The sequence below is a fragment of the Rhodococcus sp. FG69 genome (genome assembly GCF_057808915.1).
Genome location: NZ_JBMDIX010000018.1, coordinates 52712 through 69440, shown reverse-complemented (window position 1 = coordinate 69440; position 16729 = coordinate 52712). Strand labels below are relative to the sequence as shown.

Genomic DNA, 16729 nt, shown 5'->3' with positions numbered 1-16729 from the left:
ACCGATTCGGAGATGACAATGAAGTTTGCTTCCAAGATGCTGACCGTGGCGGCCGCTGGCCTGCTCACCGTCGGCGTCACCGCCTGCGGCGCAGGCGATACCAGCGCACAGGACGGCAAGACGCGCATCGGCGTCACCGTGTACGACATGAGCTCGTTCATCACCGCAGGCAAGGAAGGCATGGAGACCTACGCCGCGGCGAACAACATCGAACTGCTGTGGAACTCCGCTGGAAACGACGTGTCGGTCCAGGCCAGCCAGGTCGACTCGCTCATCAACCAGGGCGTCGATGCGATCATCGTCGTTCCCGCACAGGCTGATTCGCTTGCACCACAGGTCCAGTCCGCCAAGGACAAGGGCATTCCCGTCATTGCAGTGAACGCCGCACTCGAAACCGACCAGATCTCGGGCAACGTTCAGCCAGACGACGTCGCGGCAGGCGCGCAGGAAATGCAGATGATGGCGGACCGTCTCGGCGGACGCGGCAACATCGTCATCCTGCAGGGCCCGCTCGGCGGATCAGGCGAAATCAACCGCGGCGCAGGCATCGACCAGGTACTTGCGAACTACCCGGACATCAAGGTCCTCGCCAAGGACACCGCCAACTGGAAGCGTGACGAAGCGGTCAACAAGGCCAAGAACTGGCTCTCCAGCTTCGGCGATCAGATCGACGGTGTCGTCGCGCAGAACGACGACATGGGCCTCGGCGCACTGCAAGCACTGAAGGAAGCCGGGCGCACCGACGTCCCGATCGTCGGCATCGACGGGATCGAGGACGGCCTGAACGCGGTCAAGAGCGGCGAGTTCATCGGCACGTCGCTGCAGAACGGAACCGTCGAACTCTCCGCCGGCCTCGCAGTGGCCAACAAGATCGCCAAGGGCGAAGAGGTCGACACCGACCCGGTCTACGTGATGCCCGCGATCACGTCCGAGAACGTCGATGTCGCCATCGAGCACGTCGTGACCAACCGTCAGGAATTCCTCGACGGACTCGTCGACCTGACGGCGGCGAACCTCGAAACGGGCGACATCGCCAACGAGGGAATCCCCGGACAGTAGTTTCCGCACCCGCACACACTTCGGGGCGGGACGGTGCCCACCTCGGCCCGTTCCGCCCCGAACTCCATTCACCACCGGAAAGGCCACTTCAATGACCGCAGTGCCCCCGCCCGTAGATCTGTCGTTCGACGGATTGGTTGCCGTTGTCTCCGGTGGTGCATCGGGTATCGGGGCTGCGATCGGCGCGGCCTACGTTGCTCAGGGCGCCGAAGTGGTGCTCGTCGATCGTGACGGCGATGCGGCTGCCTCGGTCGCCGCAGACATCGGAGCGCGCAGCGTGGCGTGCGACGTCGCGAACCGCGTGTCCGTCTCGCAGGCGGTCAGCTCGGTGATCGAGGATCTGGGCCGCGTGGACGTCCTGGTCAACTCGGCCGGGGTAGCTCGACTCGGCCCGGCGGAATACCTGTCGGACGAGTTCTGGAACCTGACGATGGACGTCAACCTCACCGGCACATTCCTGATGTGTCAGGAATTCGGACGCACCATGCTCGCCCGAGGGTCCGGTCGAATCATCAACATCGCATCGCAAGCGGCGACCGTCGCCATCTCCGAACACGCTGCGTACTGCGCATCGAAGTTCGGCGTTCTCGGTCTGACCAAGGTCCTGGCCGCCGAATGGGCGGGCCGAGGCGTCACCGTCAACACCATCTCCCCCACGGTCGTCATGACACCGCTCGGCCGCGAGGCGTGGTCCAATCCGAAGGGCGATGCGCTGCGCGCTCGTATCCCGGTCGGCCGGTTCGCCGAAACCGATGATGTCACCAGCGTTGCTGTGTTCCTCGCGTCTTCGGGCGCGTCGATGATCAACGGTGCAGATGTTCTCGTAGACGGCGGATACACGATTCTCTAGCTCGGACCACTCGAACCTCGACGGCAGGTAGTGCATGCTCGTCTCGATCTCGACGGACAGGTTCCAGATTACGGGTCCTCGGGCACCTGAGCGGACGGAGCCTGCCGCGGAATGTTCCCCGTGAAGAACAAGGCTGTCAGCCCCAGCAGAGCTGCCAGCGCCAGGGCTACTCGGAGGGCCTCGAGCCGAGCGTCCGCATTGAGGTCCAGTATCTCCTGAGCGGTCGATTCCGGCACCGACGACTCGTTCAGGGCAGCCTCCAGCTGGCTATCGGACAGAAATGGAACACCGCTGGCGAGCTCTGTGGTGGCTTGCTCCTTCATCGGCGCCGGAACCTCGGGATTCGACTGAATGCCCGCAATGATCGTCGCGCTCAGGGTTGCGATGAGTACCGACCCGATCAGTGCAGTTCCCAGCGATGCACCGAGATTGGTGGCAGTGTTCTGTAGCCCGCCGACCTCAGCGCTCTGCGAATCCGGGACGGCCGAAACCGTCACCGCGCCGAGCTGCGAGGCCAGGGCCCCGAGCCCCAAGCCCATGAGAAGCATCGGTATCGCCACGATGCTGGCATTGGCACCGGGATCGAGTCCTGCCACCAACACCAGGATGCCGATGATCATCGACGCCAGACCCCACCGCACAACTCGACGCGGATTCGCGTGAGGCCACAGCTTCGGAATGCCCGCAGCAGCGACGAGCAACGCAATCGACAGCGGGATGAGTCGTATGCCGGTCTGCAGGGCGCTCAATTCCAGAACGACCGACAGGAACAGCGGCACGGTGAAGAAGACGCCCGCCTGGACGGTGAACTGCGCAAAGAACATGGTGAGCCCACCGGTCAATTGCCGGTTGCGAAACAGCTGCGGATCGATCAACGGTTCTTTGCCGGACTCGGCAAGATGCGTCTGCCATCTCATGAATACGTACAGGAGCATCGTTCCGGCCAACAGCAGCCAGATCACCGGTGACATGCCCACGATTTCGGAGCCTCCCGGTTTCGGCTGAATCCACCCCCACTCGCCCGATCTGAGCACCCCGAACACGATCAGACCCAGGCTGGCCACCGAGAGGGCAGAGCCGATCAGATCGAGCCGAACTCGTGCAGGCGGAACGTCGTTGATGCGACGCAACACCAACAAGATCACGATGACGAGAACGACCTCGCCGACGAAGACGTACCGCCACGACGCGAACGTAGTCACCGCTCCCCCGATCAGTGGCCCCGCCGCCACCGCCATCGCGCCCGCCGCAGCGACCAGACCGTATGCTGCTGATCGCCTTTCGGGCGGGAAGTTCGCCGCAACCAACGCGACGATGGCAGGCATGATCAGCGCCGCACCCATCCCTTCGAGCAGCGACCACCCGATCAACAGCACCGGAAGATTCGGTGCCAACGCCGTGGTGAGCGACCCGAGGCCGTAGATGACGAGACCGAGGGCAAACGCTCGGCGCCTTCCCATGATGGTGCCGATCTTGCCCCCGGTGATCATGAGCGTCGCCATCACCAGCGTGTAGAGCGTGATCGCCGTCTGGATCCCGGTAATTGTCGTGTCGAGGTCCGCAGCAACCTGAGCCATCGACACGTTCATGACCGAACTGTCCAGCGTCATCAAGAACTGACTCGACGCCAACACCGTCAGCACAAGCCCCGAACCTGTTTTCGTTGCAGCAGTCATGAACTCACCCGCCTGGCAGCTGTAGTCCCACGACTATGCAGCTGGTCGTTCGATTGCAAATCACCCGTCTCGGATGAGATGCCGCGGCGCGCCTCCGCAGCCAATAGATGGACATACGATGAAGAGTCGTACTGCCACAGGGAATGGATGCGAGACCGGAGAGGGCTGTCACGTGAACGAATCGGACTTTGCCGACGTCAGTGACCATAGTCGGCGTTGGTGGGCCCGTGGAGCATTCGTGTTGGCAGTGGCTGCGGCGGTGGTGCCCGTCCTTTTCGCCGGGGTGCTGGGCACCGTGGCGTTGCTCGTCGTGGAAATCGGTGGCGTCGTGGTCACAGTGGCATCGTTGTACTCGTTCCTCACCCGGCGCGGGGTGCTCAGGTGGATAACCCTGGGAGTTGCGATCGCGACGCCGGTCATCGTTCTCGCCGTCTTCGTCCGGGCCAACTTGCTATGGGTGGTTGTACTTGTCTACGTGCTCGCGCTCGCGGCGAGCGTCTGCGCCCGTGCCGCCTTGCGCAGAAGCCGCGCGGAGACGGACATGCCCGAATACCCCGCCTCGCCAGCGAAGCATCCGTTCGTGATCATGAATCCGCATTCCGGTGGCGGGAAGGTCGCACAGTTCGACTTGAGGCGCAAAGCCGAGGCTTTGGGGGCCGACGTAGCGCTACTCGAAGGCCCTGGCACTGTCGACGTCACCGCCCTGGCCCGGCAGGCTGTCGAGCAGGGGGCGGATCTCCTGGGGGTGGCCGGCGGGGACGGTACCCAGGCGCTCGTCGCCGCGGTCGCGGCCGAACACGACTTACCATTCCTGGTGATCAGCGCCGGAACACGTAACCACTTCGCGATGGATCTCGGCCTCGATCGATCCGATCCGGCCCGATCGCTGGATGCACTCCGGGATGGTGTCGAGTTGCGCGTGGATCTGGGCGCGGTCGATGGCCGACCCTTCGTCAACAACGTATCTTTCGGGGTGTACGCCGAAATCGTACGCAGCCCCGCATACCGAGACGACAAGGCTGCAACCGTGCTGAAACTGCTCCCCGATCTGCTGACCGGGCACTCCGGCCCTCGGTTGGTTGCCCATATCGGTGACACCGAGGTGGAAGAACCGCAAGCAGTTCTGGTGAGCAACAATGCCTATGGCACCAGTGACGTTGCGGGTCTCAGTCGCCGAGATCGTCTCGATCGGGGCGTCCTCGGCGTGGTCACGCTGTCGGTGGCGAATACCCGACAAGCGGTCGATCTACTGCGCCGCAACAATGGTCGTGGTTTGACGCAGACAACGGCGAGAGAGGTGACTGTGGACTCCGACACCCCGGAGATCCCCGTGGGCGTCGACGGTGAGTCGCTTCTGCTCCGCACTCCCGTGCGGTGCACCGTAGACCCAGGTGCCTTGCGGGTGCTGGTTCCCCGAAACAGGCCAGGGGTACGTGTTTCTGCGCCGGTGCTCGACTGGGGTCGGCTCTGGCAGAAGGCTTTCCCGAGCTGAGTCCGACCACTTCTGCATTTCTATTCCATCCGGGTCTGCGAATCGTCCGTCGGCGCTGCTGGCGCCGTCGTAGCCGTCGCCGTCAAGCCCGTGGACGAGGCGAACACTCGGGCAGGGCGGACGAGTAGGTTAAGTCCCGCGAGGGCCAGTACTGCGACGACAGCGATCCACAACACGACCAGACCCGTTGGGTACGGCCAGAACATCAGCAACACCGCAGCTGCTCCGATTATCATGCACTGCAGCGGAATTCGAATCTGATTTGCCCAGCGTTCCACATCGTTCGGGGGCCTGCCGCTCCCGGATCCGCGGATGAAGTCCAGTCCTTGCCCGTAACCGCGACGCACGGCCGCAGCGGACGTCGAGCCACCGATGAGATAGGCGCCGATCGCGACGACCAGGCCGAGGACTGCAACCGCGCGCAGGGTCGTGCGGAGCGGAACCAAGACGGTGTCGATCACCGCAGCTGCGGCATCGGTCGAGAGCACATCGGCTGGAACGCCGGCGAGGTAGCTCGCACGACCGACGAGTAGTCCGATTGCCAGAACGAACATTCCCAGTGCGATCGACAACCCTGCGAGGCCCAGTACACGGAGCCTGCTACGCGAGGGCGCGACAGCGACGGCGGCTGCAGCGCACGCGATCCCCAACCACGGCAGGATCACGGAGGCACGATCGAGCGCGGCAACTGCTCGCTGCGCCCTCACCAATTCGGGTGACTCGAACAACACGAATTGTTTGTCCACCGAGGGGATCTCGTCGACGAAGGCGAAACCACGCTCGATCAGGACGGCCTTCACGTTGTCGATGACTGTGCGCAGGGAGATACTGATGGTGCCGCTCTGGTCGACCGCAACCGAACTCGCGCCGTAATTGCCGGTCATCACCGCGACGAGTGCGTTGTGGGCTGCCCGATTCGCCTGGACCCAAAGGTCTTCGAACTGCTGGGACTGCACCAGCGCACCGACGGTGTCATTGACGTAAGTTCTGGCCTGGCTTGTGATCACGGGCGTGAGTCCGACAACCACCTGGTCGAGGCGCTGACCGTTCGCGGATGGGTTCGACACGTCGGTCAGCGCGGTCAATGCGCTCTTGGTGGGCCCCTCGATGTCGACCCGGGTGAAGATCTCGTCGGTAATCTGGTTCGTGATCTCCTCCTGGATGGCCGGATTCTCACCGAGGGGTGCGACCGTGGCCACGTAGCGGTCGGTGTCGAGGATCTGACTTCTCGTGAAGCGGGCAGTGACCGATGCGATCGCCAGAACAGCGACCAGAATCAGCAAGAGCGTGACAGCCGTCCAACGCAGCCCGTTCCGCGGTCGGCGCTGCGCGGGAGGGCCGGTGGCGGCGTCGTCACCGGCCTTCATGCGAAGTGTCGATACTTCCTCGCGCAACCGAAGAAGTTCAGCGCGTTCGTCCTCGTCGAGCGAGTTTTCGTTCGCTGCGTCGTCCATCGCTTGTCAGACTCTCTCGGGATTCCACGTCGCGACCACCCAAATCACAACCGCGTTCGACGCGACGACGAGGAGAACCGCCCCTGTCATCGACTGCCGCCTTGCCACATCTTGTTCGACCAGAGCTTCGTCGGACATGACCGTTTCCCTTGCCGCACTAACTACTTCAGGAGATCGAGGTTCGTCTTCAACAGCAGTACATTGTAGTCCGACCACCGCGAGGCCGTGAAGTACAGTTCGTTGCCGCTGGTGATCGGATGAATGTACGGCGCGTAGATACCTCCGCCGGTCTGCCTCGCGTCGAGCAGCGTCTTCGGCGCACTCCACGGACCTTCCGGGTTCTCGGCAGTCCGCGCCAGGATCGTGCGGTCGATCTCGTTGCCGTACAACATGACATAGCGTCCGAGATAGTCGTTCCATGCGACCGAGAGCTCGCTGACGGGCTCCTTGACGGTTGACACCGAATCGGCCACGTTCGTCGACCACGGCTTCGCCGGGTCCTGCGTCGAGTACTCGTACTTCGTCAGATCCAGGATCCGTGCGGGCTCGACGCGAGCGACGAACGCTGCCCCGAATCGACCGTTCGGAGTGCCGAACTGGTAGATGTACCCATCCTTGCCCTCGACGTAGGCGTTCATCTGATACTTGCCGTTGCTTTCCTCGACCTGAGGCAGCGTCGGAATGGTGACGCCGGCGTTGACCCGGATCGTTCCCGGTTGGGTCGCCCACGTTTGGCCGTTGTCGGTCGACGTTGCGATTGCCGAGAAGTTCGTGACCCACCGGCCGGGTGCGCCCCACTCTCGAACCGACATGTAGTTCAGGTACTGCGTTTTTCCGATCGCGATCGCGGCCGTCGGAATGACGGTGTCCTCCACGCCTGCGATACCGAGGCTCGGGATAACCTCACTCGCGAACCCCGCCGGCTGGACAACCGCACCGGAGGTCGAATCCCCCGGCACCCCGTCGGCGACGCTGATGCCGTCGGCCAGGTTCGTGTCGTCGGATCGCATCAGCACGTTGCTACGCCACTGAGCTCCGGGCACCGAGCAGTTGCCGAACGTGTCACCGAAGGCCATCAGTGTCTGCCCGGCCCCGTTGTCCCAACTGATTCCGAGGTCGGTGCCGGAAATACCGAAGCGGTCGTACGTGCTGTTGGGGCTCACCGGTCCGGTCACCCACGCAACCGAGGTGGCGTTGCCGGAGATCGTGGGCAATGGGCCTTGCGGTCCACGGGGATTCTTGTCCGGTCCGCCACCCGCGCTGCCCGACGATCCGAACAGCGGTGACGAACCAGGCCCGCCGATCCCCCCACATGGTTCCGCACTCGCGGTGGGTGGCGTCAGCACTGCCAGCCCGCTGGCCACCAGGGTGAGAGCAGCACCTGCCGCCATCTGTCGAGTACGTGCGCGCATGAACGCTCCCCATCGATCCGTGTGACTCGTGTTACTCATGAGACTGATGTGGTGAGTGTTGCGTAAAAATACGCCTTGCGCAACAAATCGGACGTGTCGGTACTTGACAAATAGGCTGGCGCGAGAATGACATCGGTGGCATTCGCCGGTTCCGGAGTGTGCACCCGTCCACCCGCGCGACCAGCACGTTCGCATCCCATTGGTCCGATTCGGAACAATCAGGCCCCACGAACCCGTTGGAAGAGGTATGACGACCTACAAGACTGTCAATCCCGCCAACGGTACGACCGTCAAGGAGTTCGAAACGCTCGACGCACAGGGCGTCGAACGTGCACTTGCTTCCGCGCACGCCGGCTACCAGACCTGGCGCATCACGTCGCCACAACATCGTGCAGAGACACTGCGCAAGGTTGCAGACATCTACACCGAACGAGCCGACGAGCTCGCTCGAAGCATCTCGCTGGAGATGGGAAAGCCGCTCGCCGAAGCGCGGGGTGAGGTGAAGCTGTCCTCGGCCATCTACAAGTACTACGCCGACCACGGACCGGCACTACTCGAAGAGGAACGACTCGACGTACCCGGCGCCGAAGAGTCGGTGCTACAGCGCAAACCGATCGGCGCACTCGTCGGCGTCATGCCGTGGAACTTCCCGTACTACCAGGTCGCGCGCTTCGCAGCGCCGAACCTGATGCTAGGCAACACGATTCTGCTCAAGCACGCTCCGAACTGCCCGCAATCGGCGTTGCTCATGGAGGAGATCTTCCATCAGGCAGCGTTGCCCGAGGATGCGTACGTCAACATCTTCGCCACGAACGAGCAGATTGCCGACATGATCGCCGATCCGCGAGTGCAGGGCGTATCCCTGACCGGCAGCGAGCGCGCGGGCACCAGCGTCGCCGAAACAGCGGGACGCAACCTCAAGAAAGTCGTGCTCGAGCTGGGCGGGTCGGATGTGTTCATCGTTCTCGACACCGATGACATCGACGCAACCGTCGAATCGGCAACTCGTGCACGACTGTCGAATGCGGGACAAGCCTGCAACGCTGCAAAGCGAATTCTCGTGACCGAGCCGTACTACGACGAGTTCGTCGCCAAACTGACCGAATCGTTCGCGGCCACCGTCACCGGCGACCCGCTCGACGAGAAAACAACACTCGGCCCCCTGTCCTCGCAGACCGCGGCCGACAACCTCATCGAGCAAATCGACGACGCCGTCTCCAAGGGCGCAACATTGCACACCGGCGGCAAGAAGATCGACGGTCCCGGCGCCTTCGTCGAAGCGACACTGCTGACCGGCGTCACCCCGGACATGCGGGCCTACAGTGAGGAACTGTTCGGACCCGCTGGCGTCGTCTACAAGGTGAAGGATGCCGACGAGGCCATCGCATTGGCCAACGAATCTGCCTTCGGTCTCAGCGGATCGGTGTGGAGCACCGACCTCGCCAACGCCAGGACTGTTGCCGAACAACTCGACGTCGGCATGGCATTCGTCAACGAGCACGGCACCACCCTCCCCGGTCTACCGTTCGGTGGAGTGAAGCGCTCGGGCGTCGGCCGGGAACTCGGCCCATGGGGAATGGACGAATTCGTCAACAAGAAGCTCGTACGAGTGTCGAAGAAGTAATCTGCGAACGAGAAAGGCCGGGTCGGTAGTCCGACCCGGCCTTGTCTTGTCGAAGACGTCGTTCGTCCGTTTTGCGTGCCCGGCTCACACCAGATGGGCACCCAACCGACCCCAGCCGTTCGGCCCGATTGGGAATGACCGCACCGAGGGAGTTAGATCGACAGCTATGGCGGCAACCGAGAACTTCACCTTTCCGACCGAGCGAGCCGAGCGCACGACGCTACTGAACGGTTCGACGTCCGAACACCGCCGACGGTTCTGGCTGCTGTCCGACCATCTCGCATACGCGGACATCCGCAACATCGTCGCCGACTACATCAACACGACAATTTCGGATCCCGCGAACACTGTGCGTCACGGGTGGACGGTCGGAGCCTTGACGCGCGAATCCCCGCACGAGCGCGTACTTCTGACGCTCACATGCGGCGATCTGGATACGCTGGTCGTCACCGAGTTCACCAATGACGACGACGATTCGATCGAGCTCGAAATGACAGTGAACACCGATCTCCCCGAGGGGTATTCGGACGAGCAACTCACCATCTCGACCGAGTTGGTCTCCGCTGCACGTGGGACGTACCCCGAACACGACGTATGGACCTGGCGGATCGACATCGGGGCGTTGCTGACCGACGAAGCTGAAGTGTCCTTCGGGATCGACGACAGCCTGTTCGACGACCTCTGCTATTCCCTCAATTCGCGGTTGATGACCGAAAGTAGGCCTGCCGCAGCCGATCACAGCGACGACCTGGCGGCCGATCTCCTCGCCGAGGCCTACCGTCAGCTTCTTGACACCGACGACTGACCAATGCGACGAGGAGTCCACCACGTGCGACCGAAGGAAATCCTGACTGCCGTGGCGTTGACCGCCACCCTCGCTGTGTCGGGATGCAGCACGCCGGACTCGACGACCGACACCACCGTCGCCGACCGCCCCGACTCCATCGTCTCGCTGAGTCCGTCGGCAACGGAGACTCTGTTCGCCGTCGGCGCCGGTGATCAAGTGGTCGCCGTCGACAGCCAGTCGGACTACCCGGAGAATGCGCCACGCACCGAACTGTCCGCGTACACCCCGAGCCTCGAGGCGATCGTCGAATACGAGCCCGATCTGGTCATCGCATCCGACGACATCGGCGGACTCGTCGCCGCGCTCGGCGCTGCCGATGTCCCGGTACTCCTGCTCCCCGCGGCGACGAGCATCGACGACGCCTATTCCCAGATCGAGCAGGTGGCCGACGCAGCGGGTCACCCCGAGGAGGGTGAGACGCTGGTCGGCGACATGCGCTCGCGTGTGGACGCTGCCGTCGCCGGCGTTCCGGCGCGAGAGGCAACGTACTTTCACGAGCTCGATTCGATGCTGTACACCGTGGCGAGCGCCAGTTTCATCGGTCAGATCTATGGGCTGTTCGGCCTGACGAGCATCGCCGACGGGGCGGGTAGCGACTATCCCCAGATGTCCGACGAGGGAGTCGTCGCCGCCGACCCCGACTTCGTCTTCCTTGCTGACTCCCAATGCTGTGGAGTGACGGTCGAATCGGTGTCCGACCGTCCCGGATGGAACACGACCACCGCAGTGCGCGAGGGCCAGGTCGTCGTGGTCGACGAGGACGTGTCGAGTCGATGGGGCCCTCGTATCGCCGATCAGGTCGAATCGGTCGCAGCGATTCTCGAGCAGAACTAGAGCCTTCCAGGTCCGTTGTTGACATCCGTGGATACGCGAGGCATGGTTTATTGGCACAGCGCCAATAAACGACAGTGCGCTTCGAGCCAAGGACCCGCCATGACTGCACTCGCAGACCGCACCAACGCCGAACTCGCCACCGAGCTCGCGGACGTGCGACAGCTCGCTCGAGGATTCTTCGAGAAAGAGGTCGCGCCGCACCGTGAGGAGTTCGCAGCCGCCGGACGCCCCAGCCGCGAGGTCTACCGCAGTGCGGGCAGCCTCGGTCTGCTCGGCATGTCGGTACCGGAGCAGTACGGCGGCGGCGGAGGCGACTTCCGCCACGAGGCCGTGCTGTTCGAAGAGCAGGTCCGCTCCGGCGACTCGTCGATGCAGCTGGGAGTGCACAGCGGCATCGTCCCGCACTACATCCTGGCCTACGCCTCCGAGGAGAAGAAGCAGCAGTGGCTGCCGAAGCTGTGCTCGGGCGAGTGGATCGGTGCCATCGCGATGACCGAACCGGGCACCGGCTCGGACTTGCAAGGCATCACCACCCGCGCGGTGCGCGACGGCGACGACTACGTCGTGACCGGCGGAAAAACGTTCATCTCCAACGGTGCTCACTGCGATCTGATCATCATCGCCGCCAAGACCGACCCGTCCGCGGGAGCCCGAGGACTGTCACTGCTCGTCGCCGAGGTCTCCGACGACACCGAAGGATTCCACCGAGGACGAGTGCTGCACAAGATCGGCCAGAAGGGCCAGGACACCGCCGAACTCACCTTCGACGGCCTGCGCATTCCCGCCGCGAACATCCTGGGCGACTCGGAAGGCCGCGGCTTCGCCCAGCTGATGCAGCAACTCCCTCAGGAGCGCTTGATCTGCGGTATCGCCGCGGCCGCCATGATCGAAGCCGCCGTGGAGCAGACAGTCGAGTACACCAAGTCTCGCAGCGCTTTCGGAAAGACCCTGTTCGATCTGCAGAACACGAAGTTCGAGCTCGCCGAATGCGCGACGATCGGCCGTGTCGTCCGCACCTTCGTCGACGACGCCGTCGCCAAGCACATCGCAGCCGAACTCGACGTCACGACCGCCGCGATGGTGAAGTACTGGACCACGGACCGGCAGTTCGAGGTGGTCGACAGATGCCTGCAGCTCTTCGGCGGATACGGCTACATGGAGGAATACCCCATTGCCCGCATGTTCGTCGACGGCCGCATCGCCCGCATCTACGCCGGCGCCAACGAAGTCATGAAAGACCTCATCTCTCGTTCGCTCTGAAACCAGGGTCATTCCGCAGGCTCCACTCCCGCTGATCCAGGGTCATTCCGCAGGCTCCACTCCCGCCCAGAAAGGCACCGCCATGGAGGCGTTCCTCTACGACGCAGTTCGCAGCCCGCGTGGCCGCGGTAAGAGCTCCGGCTCACTGCACACCATCAAACCGGTCGATCTGGCCGCGAGTACGTTGTCCACGTTGCTCTCTCGCAACTCTCAACTCGACCCGGCACTGATCGACGACATAGTGCTCGGTGTCGTCACTCCGGTCGGTGACCAAGGGTGCGACATCGCCCGAACTGTTGCCATGGTCGCCGGTCTGCCGGACAGCGTGGCCGGCGTCCAATTGAACCGGTTCTGTGGATCGGGCCTCGAAGCCGTCAACACTGCCGCACAACGTGTTCGGTCCGGTTGGGATCGACTGATCGTCGCGGGCGGTGTCGAATCGATGTCGCGCGTGCCGTTGGGCGCGGACGGTGGCGCGTGGCCGTGCGACCCCGTGACGAACTACAACAGCTACTTCGTCCCCCAGGGCGTCAGCGCCGACCTCATTGCGACCATCGAGGGATTCGATCGCGACGAGGTCGACGCCTTCGCGGTGCGCAGCCAGCAGCGAGCAGCGCACGCCTGGTCGATGGGTCACTTCGAGAAGTCGGTCATCCCGGTGTTCGACGCGAACGGCCGACTGATGCTCGATCACGACGAGATCATGCGACCCGAGACCACCACAGCCGATCTCGCGGCTCTGAAGCCCTCGTTCGCCCAGATGGGTGCGCTTGCAGGGTTCGACGCCGTCGCCATGCAGAAGTACACCGAGGTCGAGCGCATCGATCACGTCCACCACGCCGGAAACTCGTCCGGAATCGTCGACGGCACCGCGATGGTTCTGATCGGTTCCGAGGAAGCCGGTCGTGCAGGCGGATTGACCCCGCGCGGACGTGTCGTCGCCGGAGTCGTTGCCGGATCGGATCCGACGCTGATGCTCACCGGTCCGGTTCCCGCCACCCACAAGGTGCTGGCCGCAGCCGGTCTCACCCTCGACGACATCGCCGTGTTCGAGGTCAACGAAGCATTTGCCTCCGTGGTCCTGAACTACGCAAAGAAGCTGGACATCGATCACGACCGCATCAACGTCAACGGTGGCGCGATCGCGATGGGCCACCCACTGGGCGCAACGGGTGCGATGCTCACCGGAATGGCGCTCGACGAACTCGAGCGCCGTGGCGAGCGATATGCACTGATCACGCTGTGCATCGGTGCCGGAATGGGCGTCGCCACCATCATCGAGCGCCTGTGAACACCCCGCGAGAGACCACCGACCGAGGAACTGAGATGAACACGACATCCCCTGCTCTGCGGACATCCACGATCACCGGCGAGATCGGCACCGACCGCGTACTCGTGCTGACGATGGACGACCCGACACAGTCCACCAACACCATGAACACCGCGTTCGGCGAATCGCTCGAGCAGACTGTGGACTGGCTCGAGGCCAACCTCGATGCGTACGACGGTGTCATCGTCACGTCCGGAAAGGACACCTTCTTCTCCGGTGGCGACCTCGAGCTGCTGCGCGACGCCGGTCCCGCCGACCATGCGGCCATCGCCGACGCTCTCGATTTCACCAAGGACAAATTTCGCCGGCTCGAGAAGCTGGGCAAGCCGGTCGTGGCAGCGCTCGGCGGCACCGCTCTCGGCGGAGGTTTCGAGATCGCGCTGGCATGTCATCGTCGAATTGCCCTGAGCAAGAGCAACGCTCGCTTCGGGCTCCCCGAGGTCACTCTCGGGCTTCTGCCCGGAGCCGGCGGAGTCACCAGGACGGTCCGCATGTTCGGCATCGTCAAAGCTCTGACCCAGGTGGTCGGGCAAGGCCAGCGGTATCGGCCGGCGCAGGCGCTCGAACTCGGGCTCGTCGACGAGGTCGTCGACACACACGAGCAGATGATGGCCAACGCGCGCGCCTGGATCGTCGCCAATCCTGAGGCTGTACAGCCTTGGGACAAGAAGGGTTTCAAGATTCCCGGCGGGACCGCGGCCTCACCTGCGGTGGCCGCACAGTTGCCTGCATTCGCGGCAACGGTGCGCAAGCAGGTCAAGGGCGCGCCGATGCCCGCCCCTATCGCGGTGGTCGCAGCTGCGGTGGAGGGATCGGTGCTGGACTTCGATTCGGCATCGCTCGTGGAAACCAGGCACTGCACCGCACTTGCCTGTGGGCCTGTTTCGGGCAACCTCATCCAGTCGATGTTCTTCGATCTCGGATCCATCAACAAGGGTGGATCTCGTCCGACGGCCGAGCCGCACCGGGTGCCCGAGAAGGTGCTGGTGATCGGTGCCGGAATGATGGGTGCCGCTATCGCCTATGTCGTCGCCTCGGCAAAGGTTCCCGTCGTGCTGCGCGATGTCTCCATCGAGTCCGCTGAGCGCGGCAAAGATTACGCCCGTTCGATTCTCGGCAAGGCAGTCGCGAAGGGACGCAAGACCCAGTCCGATGCCGATGCGGTACTGGCGCTCATCACGCCCAGTTCCGACGCGGCCGACGCCGAGGGCTGCGATCTCGTCGTCGAGGCCGTGTTCGAGGATCCTGCCGTCAAGCAGAGTGCCTTCGAGGCCGTCGACAAGTACCTGACCGTCGACGCACTGCTGTGCTCGAACACCTCGACGCTGCCCATCACCGAACTGTCCAAGGGAGTCTCACGCACCTCGGACTTCATCGGCACGCACTTCTTCTCCCCCGTGGACAAGATGCCGTTGGTGGAAATCGTTGTGGGAGCACACACCAGCGACTCGGCCCTTGCCCGCGCGTTCGATTTCGTTCGCTTGATCGGCAAGACGCCGATCGTCGTCGGAGACAGTCACGGCTTCTTCACCACCCGCGTCATCGGCAGGTTCATGGACGAGGCGATCTCGTTGGTTGCCGAGGGCGTGCACCCGGCAACCGTCGAGCAGGCAGCACTCCAGGCCGGTTATCCGTCCGGTGCGCTGGCACTGATGGACGAGATTTCGCTGACTCTCTCGCGGCACATCCGCGAAGGCATGGCCGAGGCTGCCCGCGCAGACGGTCGACCGTGGATCGTCTCGAACTCCTACGCGCTGGTCGATCGCCTGGTCGACGAGTTCGATCGCCCGGGCCGCAAGGCCGGACGTGGGTTCTACGAGTACGCCGAGGACGGCACCAAGGCCGGACTCTGGCCGGGCCTGGTGGAGCACTACCACCGCCCCGATCACGGAATTCCGTTCGAGGACATGATGGATCGCATGCTGATCGCGCAGTCACTCGACTCGATCGCGTGCCTCGACGAAGGTGTCCTGCGCACGGTCGCCGATGCGAACATCGGCTCCATTCTCGGCATCGGCTACCCCGCGTGGACCGGTGGCGTGCTGCAGTTCGTCAATCAGTTCGACGGCGGCCTGCAGGGATTCGTGCGTCGGGCAGACGAACTGCGAGCACGCTACGGCGATCGGTTCGTCGTGCCGAAGTCGCTGCGGCCACGGACCGAGCGGTACCTCTGACGCGTCGCGCTGTCGGTTCGATGCAATCATGAGAACCATGCCGGCTGCCAGTACACCCAAGTGGAATCGACTCGAACCGGACGAGCGACGGACGCAGATCTTGGCCAGCGCCGTTCGCTTGTTCGGTGACAAACCGTATGCCGAGGTCTCGATGTCCGACGTGGCAGCCTCCGCCGGCGTGGCACGCGGGCTCATTCACCACTACATCGGCAGCAAGCGTGATCTGTACATCGAGAGCGTTCGCTTCCTGGTCACCGTGCCGCCGATCGAGGACGTGCACCTGCCCACGGGTTCGCTCGAGGAGCGGGCCCGTGGCAGCGTGCACTGGCTGGTCGGAGTGATCGAGACGCACGGTACGGCGTGGGTGTCGATGGCGAGCGGGTCGGGCGTCGACGAGCAAGTTGCGCAGATCCTCGACGAGGCCGACGACCTGGCCGCCGAACGTGTGCTCGATGCCACGGCATTCGATGACAGAGGCGGTGACCGTCGAATCGCGACGTCGGCGGTGCGCGCGTTCGGCGGAATGGTCAAGGCTGCTGGCCGCGAATGGTTGGTGCGCGGCGCTATCACGCGCGAACAGGTCGAAACTCTGCTGACCGACGTCCTCGTGACCGTCCTGTCGACCGCAGAGTCCATGACCTCCGCCGACAACCCAGAGCGCACGTAGCGCAGCCCTTTCGAAACCTCGGAGCACTCCGGCGGCGGCCGTCCGTCCGC

General features: G+C 63.8%; 14 protein-coding genes. 10 read left to right on the top strand and 4 right to left on the bottom strand.

Annotation, left to right across the window (positions count from 1 at the left end; genetic code table 11):
• Positions 1 to 18 precede the first annotated feature (18 nt).
• Entirely contained in the window at positions 19 to 1059 is a 1041-nt protein-coding gene (locus ACODSO_RS15660) for a substrate-binding domain-containing protein (RefSeq protein ID WP_068376398.1), read from the top strand.
• A 91-nt stretch (positions 1060 to 1150) separates the two neighbouring features.
• Positions 1151 to 1909, top strand: a complete 759-nt coding sequence (locus ACODSO_RS15655; protein ID WP_068376396.1) for a GolD/DthD family dehydrogenase — start codon at positions 1151 to 1153, stop codon at positions 1907 to 1909.
• Between the two features lie 68 nt (positions 1910 to 1977).
• On the opposite strand, the gene ACODSO_RS15650 is transcribed toward ACODSO_RS15655, so the two are convergent.
• Complete coding sequence (locus tag ACODSO_RS15650; RefSeq protein ID WP_068376394.1) at positions 1978 to 3585, bottom strand: MFS transporter; 1608 nt, start codon at positions 3583 to 3585, stop codon at positions 1978 to 1980.
• A 172-nt stretch (positions 3586 to 3757) separates the two neighbouring features.
• Here ACODSO_RS15650 and ACODSO_RS15645 point away from each other — a divergent pair, with 172 nt between their 5' ends.
• Positions 3758 to 5077: a diacylglycerol/lipid kinase family protein gene (locus tag ACODSO_RS15645; RefSeq protein ID WP_489037652.1), complete on the top strand. Its 1320-nt coding sequence runs from the start codon at positions 3758 to 3760 to the stop codon at positions 5075 to 5077.
• Positions 5078 to 5097: 20 nt separating this feature from the next.
• Here ACODSO_RS15645 and ACODSO_RS15640 read toward each other — a convergent pair whose 3' ends face one another.
• The 3 genes from ACODSO_RS15640 to ACODSO_RS15630 are packed head-to-tail and all read right to left on the bottom strand — an operon-like array spanning position 5098 to position 7922.
• Positions 5098 to 6531: a hypothetical protein gene (locus ACODSO_RS15640; RefSeq protein WP_068376391.1), complete on the bottom strand. Its 1434-nt coding sequence runs from the start codon at positions 6529 to 6531 to the stop codon at positions 5098 to 5100.
• Positions 6532 to 6537: 6 nt separating this feature from the next.
• Complete coding sequence (locus ACODSO_RS15635; protein WP_269455219.1) at positions 6538 to 6669, bottom strand: hypothetical protein; 132 nt, start codon at positions 6667 to 6669, stop codon at positions 6538 to 6540.
• A gap of 23 nt (positions 6670 to 6692) precedes the next feature.
• Positions 6693 to 7922, bottom strand: a complete 1230-nt coding sequence (locus ACODSO_RS15630; protein WP_156520434.1) for a glycoside hydrolase family 183 protein — start codon at positions 7920 to 7922, stop codon at positions 6693 to 6695.
• Between the two features lie 268 nt (positions 7923 to 8190).
• Here ACODSO_RS15630 and ACODSO_RS15625 point away from each other — a divergent pair, with 268 nt between their 5' ends.
• The 7 genes from ACODSO_RS15625 (at position 8191) to ACODSO_RS15595 (ending at position 16679) form a co-directional block, all read left to right on the top strand.
• Positions 8191 to 9567 carry an NAD-dependent succinate-semialdehyde dehydrogenase gene (locus ACODSO_RS15625; protein ID WP_068376387.1) on the top strand — a complete coding sequence of 459 codons (1377 nt, stop codon included), beginning with the start codon at positions 8191 to 8193 and terminating at the stop codon, positions 9565 to 9567.
• Positions 9568 to 9733: 166 nt separating this feature from the next.
• The gene (locus tag ACODSO_RS15620; protein ID WP_068376385.1) at positions 9734 to 10372 is read left to right on the top strand and encodes a hypothetical protein; all 639 of its coding nucleotides are present in this window, start codon (positions 9734 to 9736) and stop codon (positions 10370 to 10372) included.
• A gap of 3 nt (positions 10373 to 10375) precedes the next feature.
• Positions 10376 to 11248 carry an ABC transporter substrate-binding protein gene (locus ACODSO_RS15615; protein WP_489037651.1) on the top strand — a complete coding sequence of 291 codons (873 nt, stop codon included), beginning with the start codon at positions 10376 to 10378 and terminating at the stop codon, positions 11246 to 11248.
• Positions 11249 to 11347: 99 nt separating this feature from the next.
• The gene (locus ACODSO_RS15610) at positions 11348 to 12508 is read left to right on the top strand and encodes an acyl-CoA dehydrogenase family protein (RefSeq protein WP_068376381.1); all 1161 of its coding nucleotides are present in this window, start codon (positions 11348 to 11350) and stop codon (positions 12506 to 12508) included.
• Between the two features lie 82 nt (positions 12509 to 12590).
• Positions 12591 to 13799: an acetyl-CoA C-acetyltransferase gene (locus tag ACODSO_RS15605; RefSeq protein WP_068376379.1), complete on the top strand. Its 1209-nt coding sequence runs from the start codon at positions 12591 to 12593 to the stop codon at positions 13797 to 13799.
• Positions 13800 to 13834: 35 nt separating this feature from the next.
• Entirely contained in the window at positions 13835 to 16012 is a 2178-nt protein-coding gene (locus ACODSO_RS15600; protein ID WP_068376422.1) for a 3-hydroxyacyl-CoA dehydrogenase NAD-binding domain-containing protein, read from the top strand.
• Positions 16013 to 16040: 28 nt separating this feature from the next.
• The gene (locus ACODSO_RS15595) at positions 16041 to 16679 is read left to right on the top strand and encodes a TetR/AcrR family transcriptional regulator (RefSeq protein WP_489037650.1); all 639 of its coding nucleotides are present in this window, start codon (positions 16041 to 16043) and stop codon (positions 16677 to 16679) included.
• Positions 16680 to 16729 lie beyond the last annotated feature (50 nt).

Coding starts and splice junctions, on each gene's coding strand:
- ACODSO_RS15600 (WP_068376422.1), top strand. CDS start 13,835: ATGAACACGACATCCCCTGCTCTGCGGACATCCACGATCACCGGCGAG.
- ACODSO_RS15595 (WP_489037650.1), top strand. CDS start 16,041: ATGAGAACCATGCCGGCTGCCAGTACACCCAAGTGGAATCGACTCGAA.
- ACODSO_RS15605 (WP_068376379.1), top strand. CDS start 12,591: ATGGAGGCGTTCCTCTACGACGCAGTTCGCAGCCCGCGTGGCCGCGGT.
- ACODSO_RS15640 (WP_068376391.1), bottom strand. CDS start 6,531: ATGGACGACGCAGCGAACGAAAACTCGCTCGACGAGGACGAACGCGCT.
- ACODSO_RS15650 (WP_068376394.1), bottom strand. CDS start 3,585: ATGACTGCTGCAACGAAAACAGGTTCGGGGCTTGTGCTGACGGTGTTG.
- ACODSO_RS15620 (WP_068376385.1), top strand. CDS start 9,734: ATGGCGGCAACCGAGAACTTCACCTTTCCGACCGAGCGAGCCGAGCGC.
- ACODSO_RS15635 (WP_269455219.1), bottom strand. CDS start 6,669: ATGTCCGACGAAGCTCTGGTCGAACAAGATGTGGCAAGGCGGCAGTCG.
- ACODSO_RS15655 (WP_068376396.1), top strand. CDS start 1,151: ATGACCGCAGTGCCCCCGCCCGTAGATCTGTCGTTCGACGGATTGGTT.
- ACODSO_RS15660 (WP_068376398.1), top strand. CDS start 19: ATGAAGTTTGCTTCCAAGATGCTGACCGTGGCGGCCGCTGGCCTGCTC.
- ACODSO_RS15610 (WP_068376381.1), top strand. CDS start 11,348: ATGACTGCACTCGCAGACCGCACCAACGCCGAACTCGCCACCGAGCTC.
- ACODSO_RS15630 (WP_156520434.1), bottom strand. CDS start 7,922: ATGGCGGCAGGTGCTGCTCTCACCCTGGTGGCCAGCGGGCTGGCAGTG.
- ACODSO_RS15615 (WP_489037651.1), top strand. CDS start 10,376: ATGCGACGAGGAGTCCACCACGTGCGACCGAAGGAAATCCTGACTGCC.
- ACODSO_RS15625 (WP_068376387.1), top strand. CDS start 8,191: ATGACGACCTACAAGACTGTCAATCCCGCCAACGGTACGACCGTCAAG.